Source organism: Streptomyces sp. R44, from assembly GCF_041053105.1.
Lineage (GTDB): Bacteria > Actinomycetota > Actinomycetes > Streptomycetales > Streptomycetaceae > Streptomyces.
In genome coordinates this window covers 997,198-1,015,046 of record NZ_CP163444.1, presented here as the reverse complement: position 1 = coordinate 1,015,046, position 17,849 = coordinate 997,198, and the positions used below count along the sequence as shown (strand labels likewise).

Annotated in this window: 14 protein-coding genes; 7 read left to right on the top strand and 7 right to left on the bottom strand. The window is 74.3% G+C overall.

Annotated features, from left to right (window positions below; genetic code table 11):
• Positions 1-9 precede the first annotated feature (9 nt).
• The 3 genes from AB5J54_RS04860 (at position 10) to AB5J54_RS04850 (ending at position 4,230) form a co-directional block, all read left to right on the top strand.
• Positions 10-2,229 (top strand): NADP-dependent isocitrate dehydrogenase, encoded by a 2,220-nt coding sequence (locus AB5J54_RS04860; protein WP_369142636.1) that lies wholly within the window; start codon positions 10-12, stop codon positions 2,227-2,229.
• Positions 2,230-2,372: 143 nt separating this feature from the next.
• Positions 2,373-2,666 (top strand): hypothetical protein, encoded by a 294-nt coding sequence (locus AB5J54_RS04855; protein WP_369142635.1) that lies wholly within the window; start codon positions 2,373-2,375, stop codon positions 2,664-2,666.
• Positions 2,667-2,754: 88 nt separating this feature from the next.
• Entirely contained in the window at positions 2,755-4,230 is a 1,476-nt protein-coding gene (locus AB5J54_RS04850) for a sigma-70 family RNA polymerase sigma factor (protein WP_369142634.1), read from the top strand.
• Between the two features lie 18 nt (positions 4,231-4,248).
• Here the strand turns inward: AB5J54_RS04850 and AB5J54_RS04845 are convergent, their stop codons facing one another.
• The 4 genes from AB5J54_RS04845 to AB5J54_RS04830 form a co-directional block, all read right to left on the bottom strand.
• Complete coding sequence (locus AB5J54_RS04845) at positions 4,249-4,911, bottom strand: CAP domain-containing protein (protein ID WP_369142633.1); 663 nt, start codon at positions 4,909-4,911, stop codon at positions 4,249-4,251.
• Positions 4,912-5,049: 138 nt separating this feature from the next.
• The gene (locus AB5J54_RS04840; RefSeq protein WP_369142632.1) at positions 5,050-5,922 is read right to left on the bottom strand and encodes a universal stress protein; all 873 of its coding nucleotides are present in this window, start codon (positions 5,920-5,922) and stop codon (positions 5,050-5,052) included.
• Positions 5,923-6,063: 141 nt separating this feature from the next.
• Complete coding sequence (locus AB5J54_RS04835; RefSeq protein WP_369142631.1) at positions 6,064-7,410, bottom strand: acyl-CoA dehydrogenase; 1,347 nt, start codon at positions 7,408-7,410, stop codon at positions 6,064-6,066.
• 160 nt (positions 7,411-7,570) lie between these two features.
• On the bottom strand, positions 7,571-8,026 hold the full coding sequence (locus tag AB5J54_RS04830; RefSeq protein WP_369142630.1) for an Rrf2 family transcriptional regulator: 456 nt from the start codon (positions 8,024-8,026) through the stop codon (positions 7,571-7,573).
• Positions 8,027-8,485: 459 nt separating this feature from the next.
• Between AB5J54_RS04830 and AB5J54_RS04825 the strand changes: the two genes are divergently transcribed.
• On the top strand, positions 8,486-9,352 hold the full coding sequence (locus AB5J54_RS04825) for a glutathione S-transferase C-terminal domain-containing protein (protein ID WP_369142629.1): 867 nt from the start codon (positions 8,486-8,488) through the stop codon (positions 9,350-9,352).
• Between the two features lie 58 nt (positions 9,353-9,410).
• On the opposite strand, the gene AB5J54_RS04820 is transcribed toward AB5J54_RS04825, so the two are convergent.
• On the bottom strand, positions 9,411-10,448 hold the full coding sequence (locus tag AB5J54_RS04820) for an NAD-dependent epimerase/dehydratase family protein (protein ID WP_369142628.1): 1,038 nt from the start codon (positions 10,446-10,448) through the stop codon (positions 9,411-9,413).
• A 143-nt stretch (positions 10,449-10,591) separates the two neighbouring features.
• On the opposite strand from AB5J54_RS04820, the gene AB5J54_RS04815 reads away from it, so the two are divergent.
• Positions 10,592-10,837 carry a DUF5133 domain-containing protein gene (locus AB5J54_RS04815; protein ID WP_369142626.1) on the top strand — a complete coding sequence of 82 codons (246 nt, stop codon included), beginning with the start codon at positions 10,592-10,594 and terminating at the stop codon, positions 10,835-10,837.
• Between the two features lie 88 nt (positions 10,838-10,925).
• A complete protein-coding gene (locus AB5J54_RS04810; RefSeq protein WP_369142625.1) occupies positions 10,926-13,313 on the top strand; it encodes an ATP-binding cassette domain-containing protein in 2,388 nt (795 codons plus the stop codon).
• 58 nt (positions 13,314-13,371) lie between these two features.
• Here AB5J54_RS04810 and AB5J54_RS04805 read toward each other — a convergent pair whose 3' ends face one another.
• Together AB5J54_RS04805 and AB5J54_RS04800 are read right to left on the bottom strand one after the other, a co-directional pair.
• A complete protein-coding gene (locus AB5J54_RS04805) occupies positions 13,372-13,992 on the bottom strand; it encodes a DUF6058 family natural product biosynthesis protein (RefSeq protein WP_369142624.1) in 621 nt (206 codons plus the stop codon).
• Positions 13,993-14,148: 156 nt separating this feature from the next.
• Complete coding sequence (locus AB5J54_RS04800) at positions 14,149-15,417, bottom strand: D-alanyl-D-alanine carboxypeptidase family protein (protein WP_369142623.1); 1,269 nt, start codon at positions 15,415-15,417, stop codon at positions 14,149-14,151.
• 364 nt (positions 15,418-15,781) lie between these two features.
• Here AB5J54_RS04800 and AB5J54_RS04795 point away from each other — a divergent pair, with 364 nt between their 5' ends.
• On the top strand, positions 15,782-17,680 hold the full coding sequence (locus AB5J54_RS04795) for an NAD-binding protein (RefSeq protein WP_369149221.1): 1,899 nt from the start codon (positions 15,782-15,784) through the stop codon (positions 17,678-17,680).
• Positions 17,681-17,849 lie beyond the last annotated feature (169 nt).

Below are 17,849 nucleotides of genomic sequence, written 5' to 3'. Positions count from 1 at the left end.
GAGCACCCGGTGACTGACTCGACCATCATCTACACCCACACTGACGAGGCGCCCGCCCTGGCGACGTACTCGTTCCTGCCCGTGATCCAGGCGTATGCCTCGCAGGCCGGAGTCACGGTCGAGACGCGTGACATCTCCCTCGCGGGCCGCATCATCGCCGTCTTCCCCGAGTTCCTGGAGGAGGGCCAGCGCATCGCCGACGCCCTCTCCGAGCTCGGCGACCTGGCCAAGACGCCCGGCGCCAACATCATCAAGCTGCCGAACGTCTCGGCGTCCATCCCGCAGCTGAAGGCCGCGATCGCCGAGCTCCAGGCGCAGGGCTACGCCCTCCCGGACTACCCGGACGACCCGCAGACGGACCAGGACAAGGACGTCCGCGCCCGTTACGACAAGATCAAGGGCTCGGCCGTCAACCCGGTCCTGCGCGAGGGCAACTCCGACCGCCGCGCGCCGGGCTCGGTCAAGAACTACGCCAAGAACCACCCGCACCGCATGGGCGCCTGGACCCCCGAGTCCAAGACGAACGTCGCCACGATGAGCGAGAACGACTTCGCCTCCACGGAGAAGTCCGTCGCCATCGCCAAGGACGACACCCTCCGCTTCGAGTTCACCGCCGCCGACGGCACCGTCAGCGAGCTCCGTGCGCCGCTGAAGGTCATCGCCGGCGAGGTCGTCGACGCCGCCGTCATGCGCGCCGCCGCCCTGCGCACCTTCCTCGGCGAGCAGGTCTCCCGCGCCAAGGCCGAGGGCGTGCTCTTCTCCGTGCACCTCAAGGCCACGATGATGAAGGTCTCCGACCCGATCGTCTTCGGCCACGTCGTCCGCGCCTTCTTCCCGAACACCTTCGCGAAGTACGGCGAGGCGCTCGCCGCCGCCGGCCTGTCCCCGAACGACGGCCTCGGCACCGTCCTGAACGGCCTCGACGCCCTCCCGAACGGCGCCGAGATCAAGGCCTCCTTCGAGGCCGAGCTCGCCGAGGGCCCCGCCCTGGCGATGGTCGACTCCGACAAGGGCATCACCAACCTGCACGTGCCGTCCGACGTCATCGTCGACGCCTCGATGCCGGCCATGATCCGCACCTCCGGCCACATGTGGGGCCCGGACGGCCAGGAGGCCGACACCCTCGCGGTCCTCCCGGACCACAGCTACTCCGGCGTGTACCAGGCCGTCATCGAGGACTGCCGTGCCCACGGCGCCTTCGACCCGTCCACCATGGGCTCCGTCCCGAACGTCGGCCTCATGGCGCAGAAGGCCGAGGAGTACGGCTCCCACGACAAGACCTTCGAGATCGCCCAGGCCGGCACCGTCCGCCTCGTCGACTCCGAGGGCACCGTCCTCCTGGAGCAGGAGGTCGCCGAGGGCGACATCTTCCGCGCCTGCCAGACCAAGGACCTGCCCATCCAGGACTGGGTCAAGCTCGCGGTCACCCGCGCCCGCGCCACCGGCGCCCCGGCCGTCTTCTGGCTGGACGAGAACCGCGCCCACGACGCGCAGCTCATCGCCAAGGTCGAGCAGTACCTGCCGGAGCACGACACCGAGGGCCTGGACATCAAGATCCTCTCCCCGGTCGAGGCCACCAAGTTCTCCCTGGAGCGCATCCGCCGCGGCGAGGACACCATCTCGGTCACCGGCAACGTCCTGCGCGACTACCTGACCGACCTCTTCCCGATCCTGGAGCTGGGCACCAGCGCCAAGATGCTGTCGGTCGTCCCGCTGATGGCGGGCGGCGGCCTCTTCGAGACCGGCGCCGGCGGCTCCGCCCCGAAGCACGTCCAGCAGCTCGTCAAGGAGAACTACCTCCGCTGGGACAGCCTCGGCGAGTTCTTCGCCCTGGCCGCCTCCTTCGAGCACCTCGCGACGACCACGGGCAACAGCCGCGCCCAGGTCCTCGCCGACACCCTCGACCGCGCCACCGGCACCTTCCTCAACGAGGACAAGTCGCCGACCCGTCGCCTCGGTGGTATCGACAACCGCGGCAGCCACTTCTACCTGGCCCTCTACTGGGCCCAGGAGCTGGCCGCCCAGACCGAGGACGCGGAGCTGGCGAAGGCCTTCGCCCCGCTCGCCGAGACGCTCACCGCCAACGAGCAGAAGATCGTCGACGAGCTGATCGCCGTCCAGGGCTCCCCGGCCGAGATCGGCGGCTACTACCAGCCCGACCCGGCCAAGGCCGCGGCCGTGATGCGCCCGTCCGCCACGTTCAACGAGGCCGTCGCGTCCCTCGCCTGATCCGGCGCGGACCGTCGTCCGCCCCGGCGCGCGACGACCCGTACCGCCTCGGCGCGCGACCCGTACCGCCCCGGCCGGAATCCCTCCGGCCGGGGCGGTCCCGTCGGTGGCGCATCTCACCCACCGGTGTGACCCTGGAGGGCATGAGCTGGGCATCTTGGACGACCGCCGGTGTCTACACCGGGCGAGGTGGGGTGCTGACCGACGAGGCGGGTGTCCTCACGGGCGATGTGACCGTGCACACGACGTTCGCCGATCGCGAGGCACGCGTGGCCGTGCAGTACAGCGGCGCGTCCGACTGGTTCACCATGTCGGGCAGTCCCGTTCCGTGCGATTCGGAGGAGGAGAGCCGCGAGCTGCACGACGCCGTCGTGGCGGCCGTCCGGGAGGGGAACGGGGCCACGGTCCCGACCCTGCCCGCGGCACCACCGCGGTAGCCGTCGGCCATCGGAAAGTGTTATCCCTCCCTTGCCCACGGGTCTCCTGACGACGGGGGACTCGGACCAGGGATGAGGGAGCAGACCCATGCACAGCGACGAGCGACGCACCACCGCGCTGGTCAAGGCGGCCAGGGCGGGTGACGCGGACGCCAGGGACACCCTGGTCCGCGACCATCTTCCGCTCGTCCACAACATCGTCGGCCGGGCCCTCGACGGCCACGCCGACACGGACGACATCGTCCAGGAGACGATGGTCCGCGCCCTCGACGGCCTCACCGGCCTCCGCGACCCGTCGCGCTTCCGGTCCTGGCTCGTCGCCATCGCCATGAACGGCATACGGCGCCGCTGGCAGGAACGCCGTCGGGGGCCCGTCCCCGGCCTCGACCGGGCCGCGGAGCTCGCGGACCCGGCCGGGGACTTCACCGAGCTCACCATCCTCCGCCTCGGCCTCTCCGGGCAGCGCCGCGACGTGGCCCGCGCGACCCGCTGGCTCGACGAGGACGACGCCGAACTCCTCGCGCTGTGGTGGCTGGAGGCCGCCGGCGAACTCACCCGCGCCGAGCTCGCCGAAGGCCTCGGCGTCACCCCGGCGCACGCCGCCGTCCGCGTCCAGCGGATGAGGGAACGCCTCGACACCGGACGCGCGGTGGTCCGCGCCCTGGACGCGATGCCGCCCTGCCCGGAGCTCACCGAGATGCTCACGGCCTGGGACGGCCGGCCCTCCCCGCTCTGGCGCAAGCGGATCGCCCGCCATCTGCGCGGCTGCGCCGCCTGCGCCTCCCGCGCGACCGGCCGCAGCGGACTCGCCCCCGTCGAGGGCCTCCTCGTCGGCATCGGCCTCGTGCCGCCGCTCACCGTCGCGGCGAAGCTCGCGGACGCACCCGCGGTGGAGTACACGGCGTACGCGGAGACCCCTTCCGTACGGGGCGGCCGCTGGACCCCCCTCCGCCGCGCCACCGTCGCCGGCGTCGCGGCCGTCGCAGTCCTCGGAGCCGTCGCCCTCCTCGTACCGCCGCGGCCCGAGGCACGGGCCAGGCCCGAGCGGCCCCTCGCCGGGCCCCCGGCGACGACCGCCCCGGCCACGGTCTCCCCGAGCCCGGTGGCCACCGTCGCCGCCCCCGCGCCGACCACCGCCGCCCCCACACCCCGGCGCACCCCGCGCCCGACACCGGCCGCCGACCCGGGGGAGCGGGTCACCGCGCTCGTCAACCGCCTCCGGGCGAAGGCCGGTTGCGCCCCGCTGCGCACCGACCCCCGGCTCGTCGAGGCGGCCCGCGGCTACGCCCGGGACATGGTCGCGCGCGGCTTCTACGGGCACAGCAGCCCCGAGGGCGAGTTCGCGGACGCGCGGATCACCGCCGCCGGATACGACTGGAGTGCCTGGGCCGAGAACCTGGCGCGCGGCGCGGCCGACCCGGAGAGCGTCGTCGAGGACTGGCAGGACGGGGCGATGCACGAGCAGAACATGCTGGACTGCCGGTACCGGGACACCGGCGTCGCGTCGGTGCCCGGTCCGAGCGGACGGATCTGGGTGCAGAAACTGGCCGCCCCCGCCTCCTGAACGGGAGACGGCGGCTGCTCAGCGTCTGGCTCCGAAGTCCTGCACCCACCAGGGGCCGTTGGCGGCGAGGGTCACCCCGACGCCGATGTCCTTGAAGGAGCAGTTGAGGATGTTCGCCCGGTGGCCGGGACTGTCCATCCAGTCCGCCATGGCCCGGGCCGGGGTCTTCGGTCCGCGGTGGATGTTCTCGCCCCAGGTCGACCACGCGTACCCGGCGCCGGTGATCCGGTCGCCCGCGTCCCGGCCCTCCGGGCTGTGGTGCTCGTAGTAGTCGCGGGCGGCCATGTCGTCGGCGTGCCCCTGCGCGGCGGCCCGCAGGTGCCCCTCGGAGCGGAGCGGGTCGCAACCGGCCTTCTCGCGCTCGGCGTTGGCGAGCTCCACGACGTCCCGCACGAACCGGGCGGCCTTCCCGGCGGCCGCCGTCGGCCGGTCCGGGGCGGCGGCCGCGGTGGCCGTCGTGCCGGTCGCGGGAGTGGCCACGTACATCCCGGTCGCCACCGTGAGCACCACGGCCGCGGCTCCGCCGAGGGTGACGGCGGTACGGAACGACGGCCGGCGCGGAACGTGCCGCCGCGTCCCGCCCGTTCTCCGGTGCCTGCCCGCGGCGGAAGGCCGAGGGCTCGCGAAGCGGTCGGTGGGGTCGCGCTCTTCGGGCTGGCCGGGACGGTCGTGGTGCCGCATGGAGCTCCGCTCTCTCGCCGGGGTCGCCGTTCGGTCCGGCGCTCGGAGAGCCACCGGGGCGACGGCGGTAAGACTTTCCGGCTCCCGCCGCCCCGACACTCCTCGTCAACGCGGTGTGTCAACCCACGTCCGAGCCTTTCAGCCCTGCGGGATCACCGCCACCGGACAGGGCGCGAGGTGCAGCGCCGCGTGCGCCACCGAACCGATCCGCGGCCCGACGGCCCCGCGCCGGGCACGCCGGCCGACCACCAGGAGCTGGGCGCCGCCCGAGCCGGACAGGAGCACCTGGCCCGCGCTGCCCAGCTCGACGTGCTCGGTGACAGGCACGTCGGGGTACCGCTCGCGCCAGGGGGCGAGCGCCTCGCGCAGCGCCTTCTCCTCGTACGGGACGAGCCCGCCGGCCTCGTCCGCGAGCCGCATCGACGCCGGGCTGTACGCGTACAGGGGCGGCAGGCTCCACGCGCGGACGGCCCGCACCGCCGCCCCGCGCGCGGCGGCGGTCCCGAAGGCGAAGCCGAGCGCGGCCGCGCTGTCCTCCGGACTGCCCAGCTGACCGACGAGCACGTACCCCGAGGGCGGTTCGGCCTGCTCGCCGTCACGGGACCGGACGGCGACGACGGGGCGGGTGGCGCCGGCGATGATCTGCTGCCCGTACGAGCCGAGCAGGAAGCCGGTGACGGCGCCGTGGCCGCGCGAGCCGATGACGAGCAGCTCGGCCCGCTCCTCGGCGCCGAGCAGCGCGGCGACCGGGGTGTCGGGGAGCAGCTCGGTCGTGAGGTCGAGCCCCGGGTGGCGCTCGGCGAGCGTGGCCTCGGCCTCGCGCAGCACCGCGTACGCCGCGCGCTGCTGCTCCTCGGGGTCCTGCGCCAGGGGGATGTCGAGCGGTTCCCAGCGCCACGCGTGCGCGAGCCGTAGCGGGAGGCCCCGGTGCAGGGCCTCGCGGGCGGCCCAGTCGGCCGCGGCGAGGCTCTCCGGGGAACCGTCCACTCCTGCGACGATCTCACGACTCATCAGGCTGCCTCCGTCGGTGCGGTGACGGGCCCGCCGGGCGGCCGGCCCTGCTCCCTCCAGCTTGGGCCCTACGGCGGTGCGACGAGAGGGCCGGACGTCCCGACATGCCGGTCCTTCCGGCCCTTCGGGCCGTATCGCTGCTCAGGCGAGCAGGGTGAGCCGGGCGTGGGTGCCGTTGAGGTAGTGGTCCCCGATGTCGCGGAGCCGGTGGGCCGCCTGGGTGGGCGCGGTGAGCGCGCGGGCGTTGCGCCAGAAGCGGTCGAAGCCCGGACCGCCGCCCCGGACGTCGGCGCCCGCGGTGCCGTCGACGAGTTCCAGGATGCGGGTGGTGATGTGGACGGCCGCCCGGCCCGTGACGGTCTCGGCCGCCGCCACGAGGACGGCGATGTCGGCGCGTTCCTCCAGGCCCAGCGACCACTCGGCGAGCAGCCCCCGGGCGAGGGCGTCCGTCGCCCGCTCCACCACCGCGGCGGCGGCGTGCGCGGCCGTCGCCAGCTCCCCGTAGGCGAGGAGGAGGTACGGGTCGTCCCCGGCTCCGGCCGCCGCGACGGCGTCCGCGGCCGAAGGGCCTCCCGGGCGGTCGGCGAGGACGGGGCCCGCCTGCCCGGCGCGGCTGATGTCCCGGGCCTCGGCGAGCGCCCCCTCGGCGATGCCGAGCCCGACCTGGACGAGGAGCAGCCGCAGGGCCAGCGGTGCGAGGGTGGTGAAGGGCGCGACGGCGTGCTCGTCGTGCGGGAGGACCCCGAGGACGTGCCCGGGATCGACCGGGACGTGGTCGAAGGTGACGGTGCCGGCCCCGGCCAGACGCTGACCGACCCGGTCGGTGCCGGCGTCCGTGAACACCCCCGGGTGGGCCGGGTCCACGAGGACGACGAGCAGGTCGCCGGTGCCGCCGGGCCGGGCGCCGACGACGAGCCGGTCGGCGACGGTCACGCCGGAGGCGAAGGTGCGGCGCCCGTCGAGGATCCAGCCGCCGCCGGGACCGTCGGCGGGGGTGAGCGTGAGCCCGGGGCCGGTCTCGGCGCGCGGCGGTTCGACGCCGCCGGCGAGCAGCCAGCGCTCCTCGGCCGTACACACGTCGAGGGAGAGCGCGGGGGCCGGTGCCGGGGAGTCCGCGTCCCCGGCCTCGTGCGCGGGGCCGAAGAAGCGGCTGCTCCAGGACAGCGCGTAGTGGTGGGCGAGGAGTTCGCCGACCGAGCTGTCGGCGGCCGAGATCTCCCGTACGACGGCACAGGCGGCCCGCCAGTCCGCGCCCCGCCGGGTCGGTCCCGGCGCGGTGAGGAGGGCGGGCAGGCCGGCCTCCTGAAGCCGCGCGACCTCGTCGAAGGGGGCCTTGCCGGCCCGGTCCCTGGCGAGGGCGTCGACGGCGAGGTCGTCGGCGAGCTCGCGGGTGACACGGGGCCAGATCTCGTCGTCGGCGGGCCGGTCGGGTGGTGCTGCGGCGGTGCGTATCGCTGGTCTCTTCGGCGATTTCCTCGGCGTACTCACGTCACCTCACCCGATCCCTAGTATCCCCACTGGAATAGTAGGGATACTGACAGAGGTGGCCCTCAGGTCCCAAGAGGCGTCCACGAGTTGGACAGACCCGTATTGGTGGGCGAGACCGTGTCGGATGCGCGCAGGTGACGGAGGGTCGACCTCGTCCGGGTCAGGGGTTGGTCCAGGCCTCCGGATCGTCCGCGAGCGCGACGATCTCCGCCGGCAGCTTCGTCGCCGCGAGTTCCGCGAGGGACACCCCGAGCACTCCGCGGACGCTCGCCCGCAGCGCGATCCACAGCGTCAGCAGCGACTCGGCGGGACCCGTGTACGACAGCTCCGGCGGCCGCTCCCCACGCACCGAGACCAGTGGGCCGTCCACGCAGCGGATGACGTCCGCGACCGAGATCGTCTCGGCCGGCCGGGCCAGCCAGTAGCCGCCGTTGCCGCCGCGCTGGCTCTGCACCAGACCGCCCTTGCGCATGTCGCCGAGGATGCCCTCCAGGAACTTGTGCGAGATGTCCTGGTCCACCGCGATGGCCTCGGCCTTCAGCGGCCCCGCGTCCTGGGCGGCGGCGAGCTGGAGGGCGGCCCGCACCGCGTAGTCGGCCCTGGCTGAAATGCGCATGCGCGCATTATTCCGCACGGACGTGACCGGATCCGTGCACCCGTTCCGCCGGTCCGTTCCGCGCCGTGAGACGGGTCGTACCGCACCCTTGACGTCACCCGTGACCCGCCGGACACTCATGGACGGGAAACCGAGCGAACAGGTAGGAAACCATGGGACGCACCGGCCGGAGGGACACCTCACCCGCCGTGCCCCTCCCGCGCTCGCTGCCCCTCACGTCCCGCAGGCACATCGATCTGCTGCGGGTCTGCAGCGCCGCGAGTCGCCGTTCCCGCCCGGGCGTCCCGTCCGCCGAGGCCTGATCCGCCGGACCGGCCCCGGGCGCCCGCCGCGGTCCGCCCGTCTCCTCTTCCCGTACCTCTGCTGCCTCCGGGCCCCGCGCGGCCTCCGCGTCACACCGTCGTGACCGGGACGCCGCCCGCCGCCCGGCCCAGCACCGAGCACCCCCGAGGGAGAAGCATGTCCGTCGTCGTCCCGTCCTCGCTCCTGCCCGCCTCCGCCGTGCCCGCCTTCCGCGGCCGGATCGGCCGCGACGCGTGCAGCGGCCACTACGCCGTGCCCCACCGCTACCGCCTCCACGTCGAACCGTCCGACCCCCGGTGTCTGAGCATCGCCCTCACCCACAGCCTCCTCGGACTCGACGACACGCTCCCGCTGACCGTGCTCCCCGGCACCCCCGACACCCCCGACGGCGGATACGCCGTGCTCCGCCCGCTGTACGAGGCGAGCGCCCACCTCTACGCCGGCCCGGCCGCCGCGCCCGTACTCAGCGACGGATGGACCGGACGGATCGTCAGCACCCACGTCCCCGACATCCTCCGGGACCTCGCCCTGCGCTTCCGCGGCGACGGCCCCGACCTGCTGCCCGAGGAGCACCGCGACGCCGTCGACGCGATCGCCGACCTGTGCGAGCGGAGCGTCAACCGGGCCGCCCAGCGCGCCGGCGAGCTAGGCCTCGACGGCGAGGCCGCCCACCACGACCCGCTCACCGTCCTCTTCGCCGCGCTCGGCTCCCTCGAGCGCCGCCTCGCCCGCGGGCCGTACGTCCTCGGCGACGCGCCCACCGCCGCCGACGTGCACGTCTGGGTCACCCTCGTCCAGCTCGACACCGTCCACCGCTGGCACCTCGACGCCGCCGCCATGGACCGGGTCGCCGGACACCCCGCCCTGTGGGCCTACGCCCAGCGCCTCGCCGCCCGCCCCGAGTTCGCCCGCCACCTCGACATCGACGCCCTCCTGCGCCGCCACCGCGCCCACTGCCGCGGCCGCGAGGCCGCGGGCGCCGGGATAGGCCTCGTCGACTGGACCGCCGCGGCACCGCGCTGACGCGGCGGGCGCCCGGCCGGACGGCCGGGCGCCGCATCGCGCCGACGCGTGCGAGGCGTCAGCCGATGCGGTGTCCCGCCAGCGGCCCCGTGTCGTCGCCCGAGCCCGCGCGGACCCCGCGCAGGAACGCCTCCAGGGCCTCCAGGGAACTCGCCTCCGGCTCCCAGCCCAGTTCGCGCCGGGCCCGCTCGGTGGCGAGGAGCGGCAGGTGCCGCAGCGCGTCGAAGAGACCCGGGGAGGCCGGGGCGAGCCGCAGCCGCCAGGCCGCCGACAAGGCACCCCGTACCGCGCCCGCCGGTACCTTCACCGGCCGGGCGTGCAGCAGTTCACCCAGCGTCGCGCCGTCGATCACCGGCTCCGCGGCCAGGTTGAACGCGCCCCGGACGTCCCTCAGGAGCGCCCGGCGATAGGCGTCCGCCGCGTCCTCCGTGTGCAGGACCTGGAAGCGCAGCCCGTCGAACTCCGGGAGCAGCGGCAGCAGATCGGGCCGCACCAGCTGCCCCGGGAAGAACCGCCCGGCGAAGATCCGCCGCTGCCCGCTCGCCGACTCCTCCTTGAAGAGGAACGCCGGACGCATCCGTACCACCCGGGTCATCGGATGGTCCCGCTCGAAGGTGTCGAGGACCCGCTCCAGATAGGCCTTCTCCCGGGTGTACGCGGCGCCCGGCCAGCCGTGCGTCGGCCACGCCTCGGACACCGGGGCGCCGCCCTCGGGACCGGGGGAGTAGGCCCCCACCGAGGAGGCGTGCACCAGGACCGGCACCCGCGCCGCCGCCACCGCGTCGAAGACGCGGACCGCGCCCAGGACATTGGTCCGCCAGGTCTCCACCGGGTCGTGCGTCGGCCCGAACCGCCAGGCCAGGTGCACCACCGCGTCGGCGTCCGCCACGTACTGCGCGAGCCGCGGCTCGTCCCCCTCCCGGGAGAGGTCCAGCTCCGCCCACTCCACCCCCGGGAGTTCGAGTCCCGGCCTGCGCCGGGCGAGACCGAGGACCGAGCCGACGCCCGGATCGCGCGCCAGGATCCGGACCAGGCTCGTTCCGACGTTGCCGGTGGCGCCCGTGACGACGACGCGTCCGAGCGTGCTCGCGTTCATGTCTCCGACCCTCCGCCATCGGCGGAGGAAGCGCATTCCGGCGGCCTCCCCGTACAGCCCCGCTCACGGAGCGTGTCCGTACGGTTCGCGAGTGCGGCCGACGACCGCGACTATGAAGCGACTCAGGAGACAGGAGAACGGCCATGCTGCTGCCCGACAGGAACACCGTCGAACGGCTGCTCCGGCACTTCCGCGCCCAGGAGCGGAGCGTGCTGGACAGGCCGGGCGACCTGTCGGCCCGCCGGCGCTTCGAGGACACGGCGTACACCCTGTGCGTCCTCATGGGAGAACGCACCGCGCGCGAGGCCGTCCTCGCCGCCGAGCGGTACGTGACCTCGGGAGGAGATCAGGAATCGAGAAGCATCGCCATCGTGCCGCCACTAGCGTGACACCCATGACCTTCGCTCACGTGCTCGACGCGCTCGGCCACGGGCGCGAAGGATCACCGTCAGGAACCGCGCGAAGGCTGGAGACACGATGAGCAGGGCCCCGAGGGCGGACAAGCAGGCGTCCGCGCCCCACGCCGCCGACCGACACGACCTGATCCGCGTGCACGGCGCGCGCGAGAACAACCTCAAGGACGTGAGCATCGAGATCCCGAAGCGCCGCCTCACCGTCTTCACCGGCGTCTCCGGCTCGGGCAAGAGCTCCCTCGTGTTCGACACGATCGCCGCCGAGTCGCAGCGGCTGATCAACGAGACGTACAGCGCCTTCGTCCAGGGCTTCATGCCGACCCTCGCCCGCCCCGAGGTCGACGTCCTCGAAGGCCTGACGACCGCGATCATCGTCGACCAGCAGCGCCTCGGCGCCGACCCCCGCTCCACCGTCGGCACCGCCACCGACGCCAACGCCATGCTGCGGATCCTCTTCAGCCGCCTCGGCGAGCCGCACATCGGCCCGCCCAGCGCCTACGCCTTCAACGTCCCCTCGGTCCGGGCGAGCGGCGCCATCACCGTCGAGCGCGGCAACAAGAAGACGGAGCGGGCGACCTTCGAGCGCACCGGCGGCATGTGTCCGGGCTGCGAGGGCCGGGGCACCGTCTCCGACATCGACCTCACCCAGCTCTACGACGACTCCAAGTCGCTCGCCGAGGGCGCCCTCACCATCCCCGGCTACACCCCGGGCGGCTGGAACTACCGGCTCTACAGCGAGTCCGGCCTCGTCGACCAGGACAAGCCGATCCGCAAGTACACCAAGAAGGAACTCCAGAACTTCCTCCACCACGAGCCCGTCCGGATGAAGATCGCCGGGATCAACATGACCTACGAAGGTCTGATCCCGCGCATCCAGAAGTCCTTCCTGGCCAAGGACAAGGAGGGCATGCAGCCCCACATCCGTGCCTTCGTCGAGCGGGCCGTCACCTTCACCACCTGCCCCGACTGCGACGGCACCCGGCTCAGCGAGGGCGCCAGGGCCTCGAAGATCAGGAAGGTCAGCATCGCCGACGCCTGCGCGATGCAGATCAGCGACCTCGCCGACTGGGTCCGCGGCCTCGACGAGCCCTCGGTGGCGCCGCTGCTGACCGCGCTCCAGCTGACCCTCGACTCCTTCGTGGAGATCGGCCTCGGCTACCTCTCGCTCGACCGGCCGTCGGGCACCCTGTCGGGCGGCGAGGCACAGCGCGTCAAGATGATCCGCCACCTCGGCTCCTCGCTCACCGACGTCACGTACGTCTTCGACGAGCCCACCATCGGCCTGCACCCGCACGACATCCAGCGGATGAACGACCTGCTGCTCCAGCTGCGCGACAAGGGCAACACGGTGCTCGTCGTCGAGCACAAGCCGGAGGCCATCGCCATCGCCGACCACGTCGTCGACCTCGGCCCCGGCGCCGGCACGGCGGGCGGCACCGTCTGCTTCGAGGGCACCGTCGACGGCCTGCGGGCCGCCGGCACCGTCACCGGCCGCCACCTCGACGACCGGGCCGCCGTCAAGGAGTCGGTGCGCACGCCCACCGGCGCCCTGGAGATCCGCGGCGCGTCCACGCACAATCTGCGCGACGTCGACGTCGACATCCCGCTCGGCGTGCTCACCGTCGTCACCGGGGTCGCCGGCTCCGGCAAGAGCTCGCTCGTGCACGGCTCGATCCCCGCCGGCGAGGAGGTGATCTCCGTCGACCAGAGCCCGATCCGCGGCTCCCGGCGCAGCAACCCCGCCACGTACACGGGGCTCCTCGACCCGATCCGCAAGGCCTTCGCCAAGGCCAACGGCGTCAAGCCGGCGCTGTTCAGCGCCAACTCCGAGGGCGCCTGCCCCACCTGCAACGGCGCGGGCGTCATCTACACCGACCTGGGCATGATGGCCGGCGTCTCCTCCACCTGTGAGGACTGCGAGGGCAAGCGCTTCCAGCCCTCGGTGCTCGAATACCTCCTCGGCGGCCGCGACATCAGCGAAGTGCTGGAGATGTCGGTGACCGAGGCCGAGGAGTTCTTCGGCTCCGGCGAGGCGCACACCCCGGCCGCGCAGCGCATCCTCGCCCGGCTCGCCGACGTCGGACTCGGCTACCTGAGCCTCGGCCAGCCGCTCACCACCCTCTCCGGCGGCGAGCGGCAGCGGCTCAAGCTGGCCACGCACATGGCCGACAAGGGCGGCGTCTACGTCCTCGACGAGCCGACCACCGGCCTCCACCTCGCCGACGTCGAGCAGCTCCTCGGCCTCCTCGACCGGCTCGTGGACTCCGGCAAGTCCGTCATCGTCGTCGAGCACCACCAGGCGGTCATGGCGCACGCCGACTGGATCATCGACCTCGGTCCCGGCGCGGGCCACGACGGCGGAAAGATCGTCTTCGAGGGCACCCCCGCCGAACTCGTCGCGGCCCGCACCACCCTGACCGGCGAGCACCTCGCGGAGTACGTCGGCGCCTGACCCCGGCGTCCGACCCTTCGACGGCGGCGGTCCGTGGCCTCGGTCACCGGGCCGCCGCTCAGTCCCGTGGACGGGGAAAGAGCGCCCGAGGCGCGTCCACGCAGGTGTCCCGCGAGGTGGGGCCGCCGAAGCGCAGCCGGTCGTACGCCGTGAACGCCGGCTCCAGGGCGTCGAGCGCGTCCACGCACGCGTGGAGGGCGCCCCGCCACTCCGGCGAGGGATCCGGCCCCGCCGCCGCGAGACGCTCGGTGATCTCCGCCGTCAGCCGCTCCTTGCGGCGGATGTTCGCCGGAGTCACCTGGTGCAGGCACACGTACCGGCCGCTCAGATACGCCGTCCACTCCTCCTCGCCCCGGACCGGGTCCTCCCAGTGCCCGGTGAACCAGGCGCGCAGGAGGTCGGCACCACCGGCCGCCTCGGTGAGCGCGAACAGATCGCGCGGCACCATCTCGGCGCCGTCCGACCGCAGATAGCCCGGCAGCGGCAGCAGACCCGCGAGCATCAGCCCCCGGACCTCGTCGGCGTCCCGGCCCCACCGGCCGCACAGCGTCTCCAGCGGGACGAACTGGGCGGAGACGTACGCGTCGTCCTCGGCGGTCATCGGATGTTCGCCGTTCACCTCGCGGAACCGCTCGGCGATCTCGGCGATCCGTACGGCGGCGGGCGCACTGTCCGTCATCGGGCACTCCTCGGGAAGTCCGCCCGGGCCGGTCCCGGACGGTGTTCCCGCAGGCTAGAAGCCGGATCGTGCGGCGCCCGCCGAACCGTCGCCGGCCCGGCCGGGTCCTGCGTCTCCCGTGACACCGCACGACCTGCGGCCCTCGAAACGGGACGTTCAGGCCCTGCGGGCCGTCCTGCGCCGCCACCCCCACAGGGCGAGCGCCGCTGCGCAGGCCGAGCCCACCAGGGTCAGCGGAAGCCCGGCCGACGGGCTCGACGCCGCCGCCTCCGGAGCCTTCCCGCCGGGCGCGGCCACTGCCTCCGCCCCCAGCCCCGCGCCCACCCGGGGCGCCACCGGCGCCGCCTTCCTCCCGTGCCCCTCACGGGCCACCGACACCGCCCGCGTGCCCGCGTCGGCCGCCGCCTTCGCCCGTACCGGGGCGAGCGAGCCCACCGGCTGCACCCGCCCCGCCGCCTCGAAGCCCCAGTCGAGCAGCTCCCGCGCCTCCTCGTACACGGCGAACCCGCCGCCCTCCTGAGGGTTCATCACCGAGACCACGAGCGTCCGGTCGCCCCGCCGGGCCGCCGAGATCAGGGTGTTGCCCGCGTTGCTCGTGTAGCCGTTCTTGATCCCCAGGATCCCCGGGTAGCGCTCCACGCCGTCCGCGCCCGTCAGGAGCCGGTTGGTGTTGGCGATCCCGTACGACCAGGAGCCCGCCGGGAAGTCCGCGTACGACGTCGAGCAGTACCGGGCGAACGCGGGGTCCTGGAGCCCCGTGCGGCCGAACACCGCCAGGTCGTACGCGGAGGACACCTGACCGGGGGCGTCGTAGCCGTCCGGGGAGACCACATGGGTGTCCTCGGCGCCCAGGGCGCGGGCCTTCTCCTGCATCTGCCGGGTCATCGACTCCCAGCCGCCGTTCATCTCCGCCAGGACGTGCACGGCGTCGTTCCCCGAGCTCAGGAAGACCCCGTTCCACAGGTCCGAGACCTTGTACGTGTACCCCTCCTTCACCCCGACCAGGCTGCTCCCGGCCCCGATCCCGGTCAGCTCGGCATCGGCCACGGTGTGCAGCTCGGAGGGCTTGTGGTGGGGGAGCGCGGTGAGCGCGAACAGGGCTTTGAGGGTGCTGGCCGGCGGCAGCTTCCGGTGCGCGTTCCGCGCGGCGAGCACCTCGCCCGACGAGGCGTCCGCCACCACCCACGACAGGGCGGACACCGAGGGCACGGAGGGCGCGCCCGGCAGCCGCTGCACCTGCGTGCCCTTCCGGTCGAGCCGTGCCGGGTCGACGTACTGGCGCGCGGGCGGGGTGGGCTCCCCGAGCGCGGTCGCGACCCGGGAGACGGGAGAGACGGCAGAGGCGGCGGCCGCCGGGACGGGCAGCACGAACAGCAGCGCCGCGGAACCGGCGGCGGCATGACGGACAGCTGACGTGACGATCATTCAGCCACCGTAGGAAGGAGGTGCGGACCCCGCAGATCGAAGTGCGCCGACCGGCGTAGCGGGTGTGGCGTTCGGCGGCGCGTCGTGCGTCCGCCCGGGTGGTGCCCGCCCCGTCGAGCGGGTGCGGACCCGCTGTCGGTGGCGCTCGGCATCACCGCCGAGCGGGGCCGGACCCGCTGTCGGTGGCGCAGGGCATCCTTGTGACGTGCCCTCATACCCGCATCAGAGCAACGCCGTTCCGGACGGGACCCCCGCCGCGGCCCCCGCCGAGCCGGCGGCCCGGTCCGTTCCCGGCCCCGCCGGTCCCTTCGGCGCGCCCGCGCTCCGGACCGACCGGCAGTCCCGCACGGCCCCCGTCGGGCACATGATCGTGTGTGGCGACGACGCCCTCGCCCACCGCCTCGCGCGCGAGCTCCACGAGGTGTACGGGGAGCAGGTCACCCTCCTGGTGCCGGCGCTGCCCGACACACCCCGCACACCCGCCGGCCGCACCGGCCGGGCCCTCGCCCTCTTCGGGCGGGTCACCGCCGCCGTCACCCGCACCACCGGGACCGGAGCTCCGGCGGCGCCCTCGGAGGACGGCGCCGAACCGACCGGCACCCTGCGGGTCGTCGAGTCGGCGGAGGCGGACGACCGGGCCCTGAGGGACGCCGGGGCGGAGCGCGCCTCAGCCCTCGCCCTCGTCCACGAGGACGACGAGACCAACATCCGGGCCGCGCTCACCGCCCGCCGCCTCAACCCCCGGCTCCGCCTGGTGATCCGGCTCTACAACCGCAAGCTCGGCCAGCACCTGGAAACGCTCCTCGACCAGGCCGCGGCCGTCGCCGAACCCGGTCTCGATCCCGAGAAGCTCGACGCCGCCACCACGGTCCTGTCCGACGTCGACACCGCCGCCCCCGGCCTGGCCGCGGCCGCCGTCGCGGGCACCAGCAAGGTGGTCCAGGCCGGGGGACTGCTGCTGCACGCCGTCGACCGGCCGCCCGTCGCGGGCCAGGCACCCGACCCCGGGCTCTGCACGCTCGCCCTGCTCTCCGCCACCGCCGGCGACCCCGCCGGCTGCGAGGGCTCCGAGCACAGCGGGGACGCGGGCCCGCGGCTCCTGCCGGACGACCGGACGGTGGCCGCCGCCACCGGACGGGCCGCCGTCACCCTCGAAGCGGTCACCCCGGCGGGCCCGGCCCTGCCGGCGGGCCGGCTCGCCGCCTCCGCGCTGCCCGTCGCCTCGCTCTTCTCCCGCCGGCTGCGCTGGTCCCTCGCGGGCGCCGTCGCCGCCGTCCTGGCGCTCGCCCTCGCCTCCACCTTCACCACAGGCGACCACCCGCTGCACGCCGCCTATCTGACGCTCCTCGACATCTTCGCCATCGGCGACCCGGCCGTCGGCGAACCGACCAGCCGCCAGCTGCTCCAGATCCTCGCCGGGTTCGTCGGCCTGCTCCTGCTGCCGGTGATCGTCGCCGCCCTCCTCGAAGGCCTCGGCACCTTCCGCACCGCGACCACCCTGCGCCGTCCGCCGCGCGGACTCTCCGGCCACGTCGTCCTCCTCGGGCTCGGCAAGGTCGGCACCCGCGTCCTCGCCCGGCTCCGCCGACTGAACATCCCGGTGGTGTGCGTCGAATCCGACCCGGAGGCCCGGGGCATCGCGGTCGCCCGCCGGCTGCGCGTCCCCACCGTCATCGGCGACGTCACCGAGGAAGGCGTCCTGGAGGCGGCCCGCATCCACCGCGCCCACGCGCTCCTCGCCCTGACCAGCGTGGACATCACCAACCTGGAGGCCGCGCTCTCCGCCCGAGCCGTCACGCCCGACCTGCGGGTCGTGCTGCGCCTGTACGACGACGACTTCGCCACCGCCGTCTTCCGCACCCTGCGCACCGCCCACCCCGGGGCCCTCACCCGGAGCCGCAGCGTCTCCCACCTCGCCGCACCGGCCTTCGCGGGCGCCATGATGGGCCGCCAGGTCTTCGGCGCCGTTCCCGTCGAGCGCCGGGTCCTCCTCTTCGCCGCCGTGGACGTCGCCGACCACCCGCTCCTGGACGGCCGCACGGTCGCCGAGGCCTTCCGCCCGGGCGCCTGGCGGGTCATCGCCCTCGACGGACGCGCGGCCGGCTCCGGCGAGGGCTGGCGCCTGCGGCCGGAGCGGCTGCTCGGGGTCGGGGACCGGGTCGTGGTGGCCGCCACCCGCCGCGGCCTCGCCGAACTCCTCGGCCGCGGCGGCCGGGACGAGCGCAGAGCGCCGGACAACTCCGTACGAACGGAGCGGGGTTGACCGTAGGATCTGACCACTCACGTGCCGAAACGGCCGGCAGGGGCCCGCAGCGGCCCCCCAACGGCCGTCAACGGCCCGCACGGGCCTGCCAGGGCCCGCACAGAGCCCGCACGTGTCCGCGACGGCCCGCATCCGCAGTCAGGAGCCCTTCCTTGAACACACCGCACAC

Bases quoted from the DNA above. Each gene is read 5' to 3' on its own strand.
- AB5J54_RS04805 (WP_369142624.1), bottom strand. From the start codon at position 13,992: ATGACGGACAGTGCGCCCGCCGCCGTACGGATCGCCGAGATCGCCGAG.
- AB5J54_RS04830 (WP_369142630.1), bottom strand. From the start codon at position 8,026: ATGCGCATTTCAGCCAGGGCCGACTACGCGGTGCGGGCCGCCCTCCAG.
- AB5J54_RS04820 (WP_369142628.1), bottom strand. From the start codon at position 10,448: ATGAACGCGAGCACGCTCGGACGCGTCGTCGTCACGGGCGCCACCGGC.
- AB5J54_RS04800 (WP_369142623.1), bottom strand. From the start codon at position 15,417: ATGATCGTCACGTCAGCTGTCCGTCATGCCGCCGCCGGTTCCGCGGCG.
- AB5J54_RS04840 (WP_369142632.1), bottom strand. From the start codon at position 5,922: ATGAGTCGTGAGATCGTCGCAGGAGTGGACGGTTCCCCGGAGAGCCTC.
- AB5J54_RS04815 (WP_369142626.1), top strand. From the start codon at position 10,592: ATGCTGCTGCCCGACAGGAACACCGTCGAACGGCTGCTCCGGCACTTC.
- AB5J54_RS04855 (WP_369142635.1), top strand. From the start codon at position 2,373: ATGAGCTGGGCATCTTGGACGACCGCCGGTGTCTACACCGGGCGAGGT.
- AB5J54_RS04850 (WP_369142634.1), top strand. From the start codon at position 2,755: ATGCACAGCGACGAGCGACGCACCACCGCGCTGGTCAAGGCGGCCAGG.
- AB5J54_RS04845 (WP_369142633.1), bottom strand. From the start codon at position 4,911: ATGCGGCACCACGACCGTCCCGGCCAGCCCGAAGAGCGCGACCCCACC.
- AB5J54_RS04795 (WP_369149221.1), top strand. From the start codon at position 15,782: ATGATCGTGTGTGGCGACGACGCCCTCGCCCACCGCCTCGCGCGCGAG.
- AB5J54_RS04810 (WP_369142625.1), top strand. From the start codon at position 10,926: ATGAGCAGGGCCCCGAGGGCGGACAAGCAGGCGTCCGCGCCCCACGCC.
- AB5J54_RS04825 (WP_369142629.1), top strand. From the start codon at position 8,486: ATGTCCGTCGTCGTCCCGTCCTCGCTCCTGCCCGCCTCCGCCGTGCCC.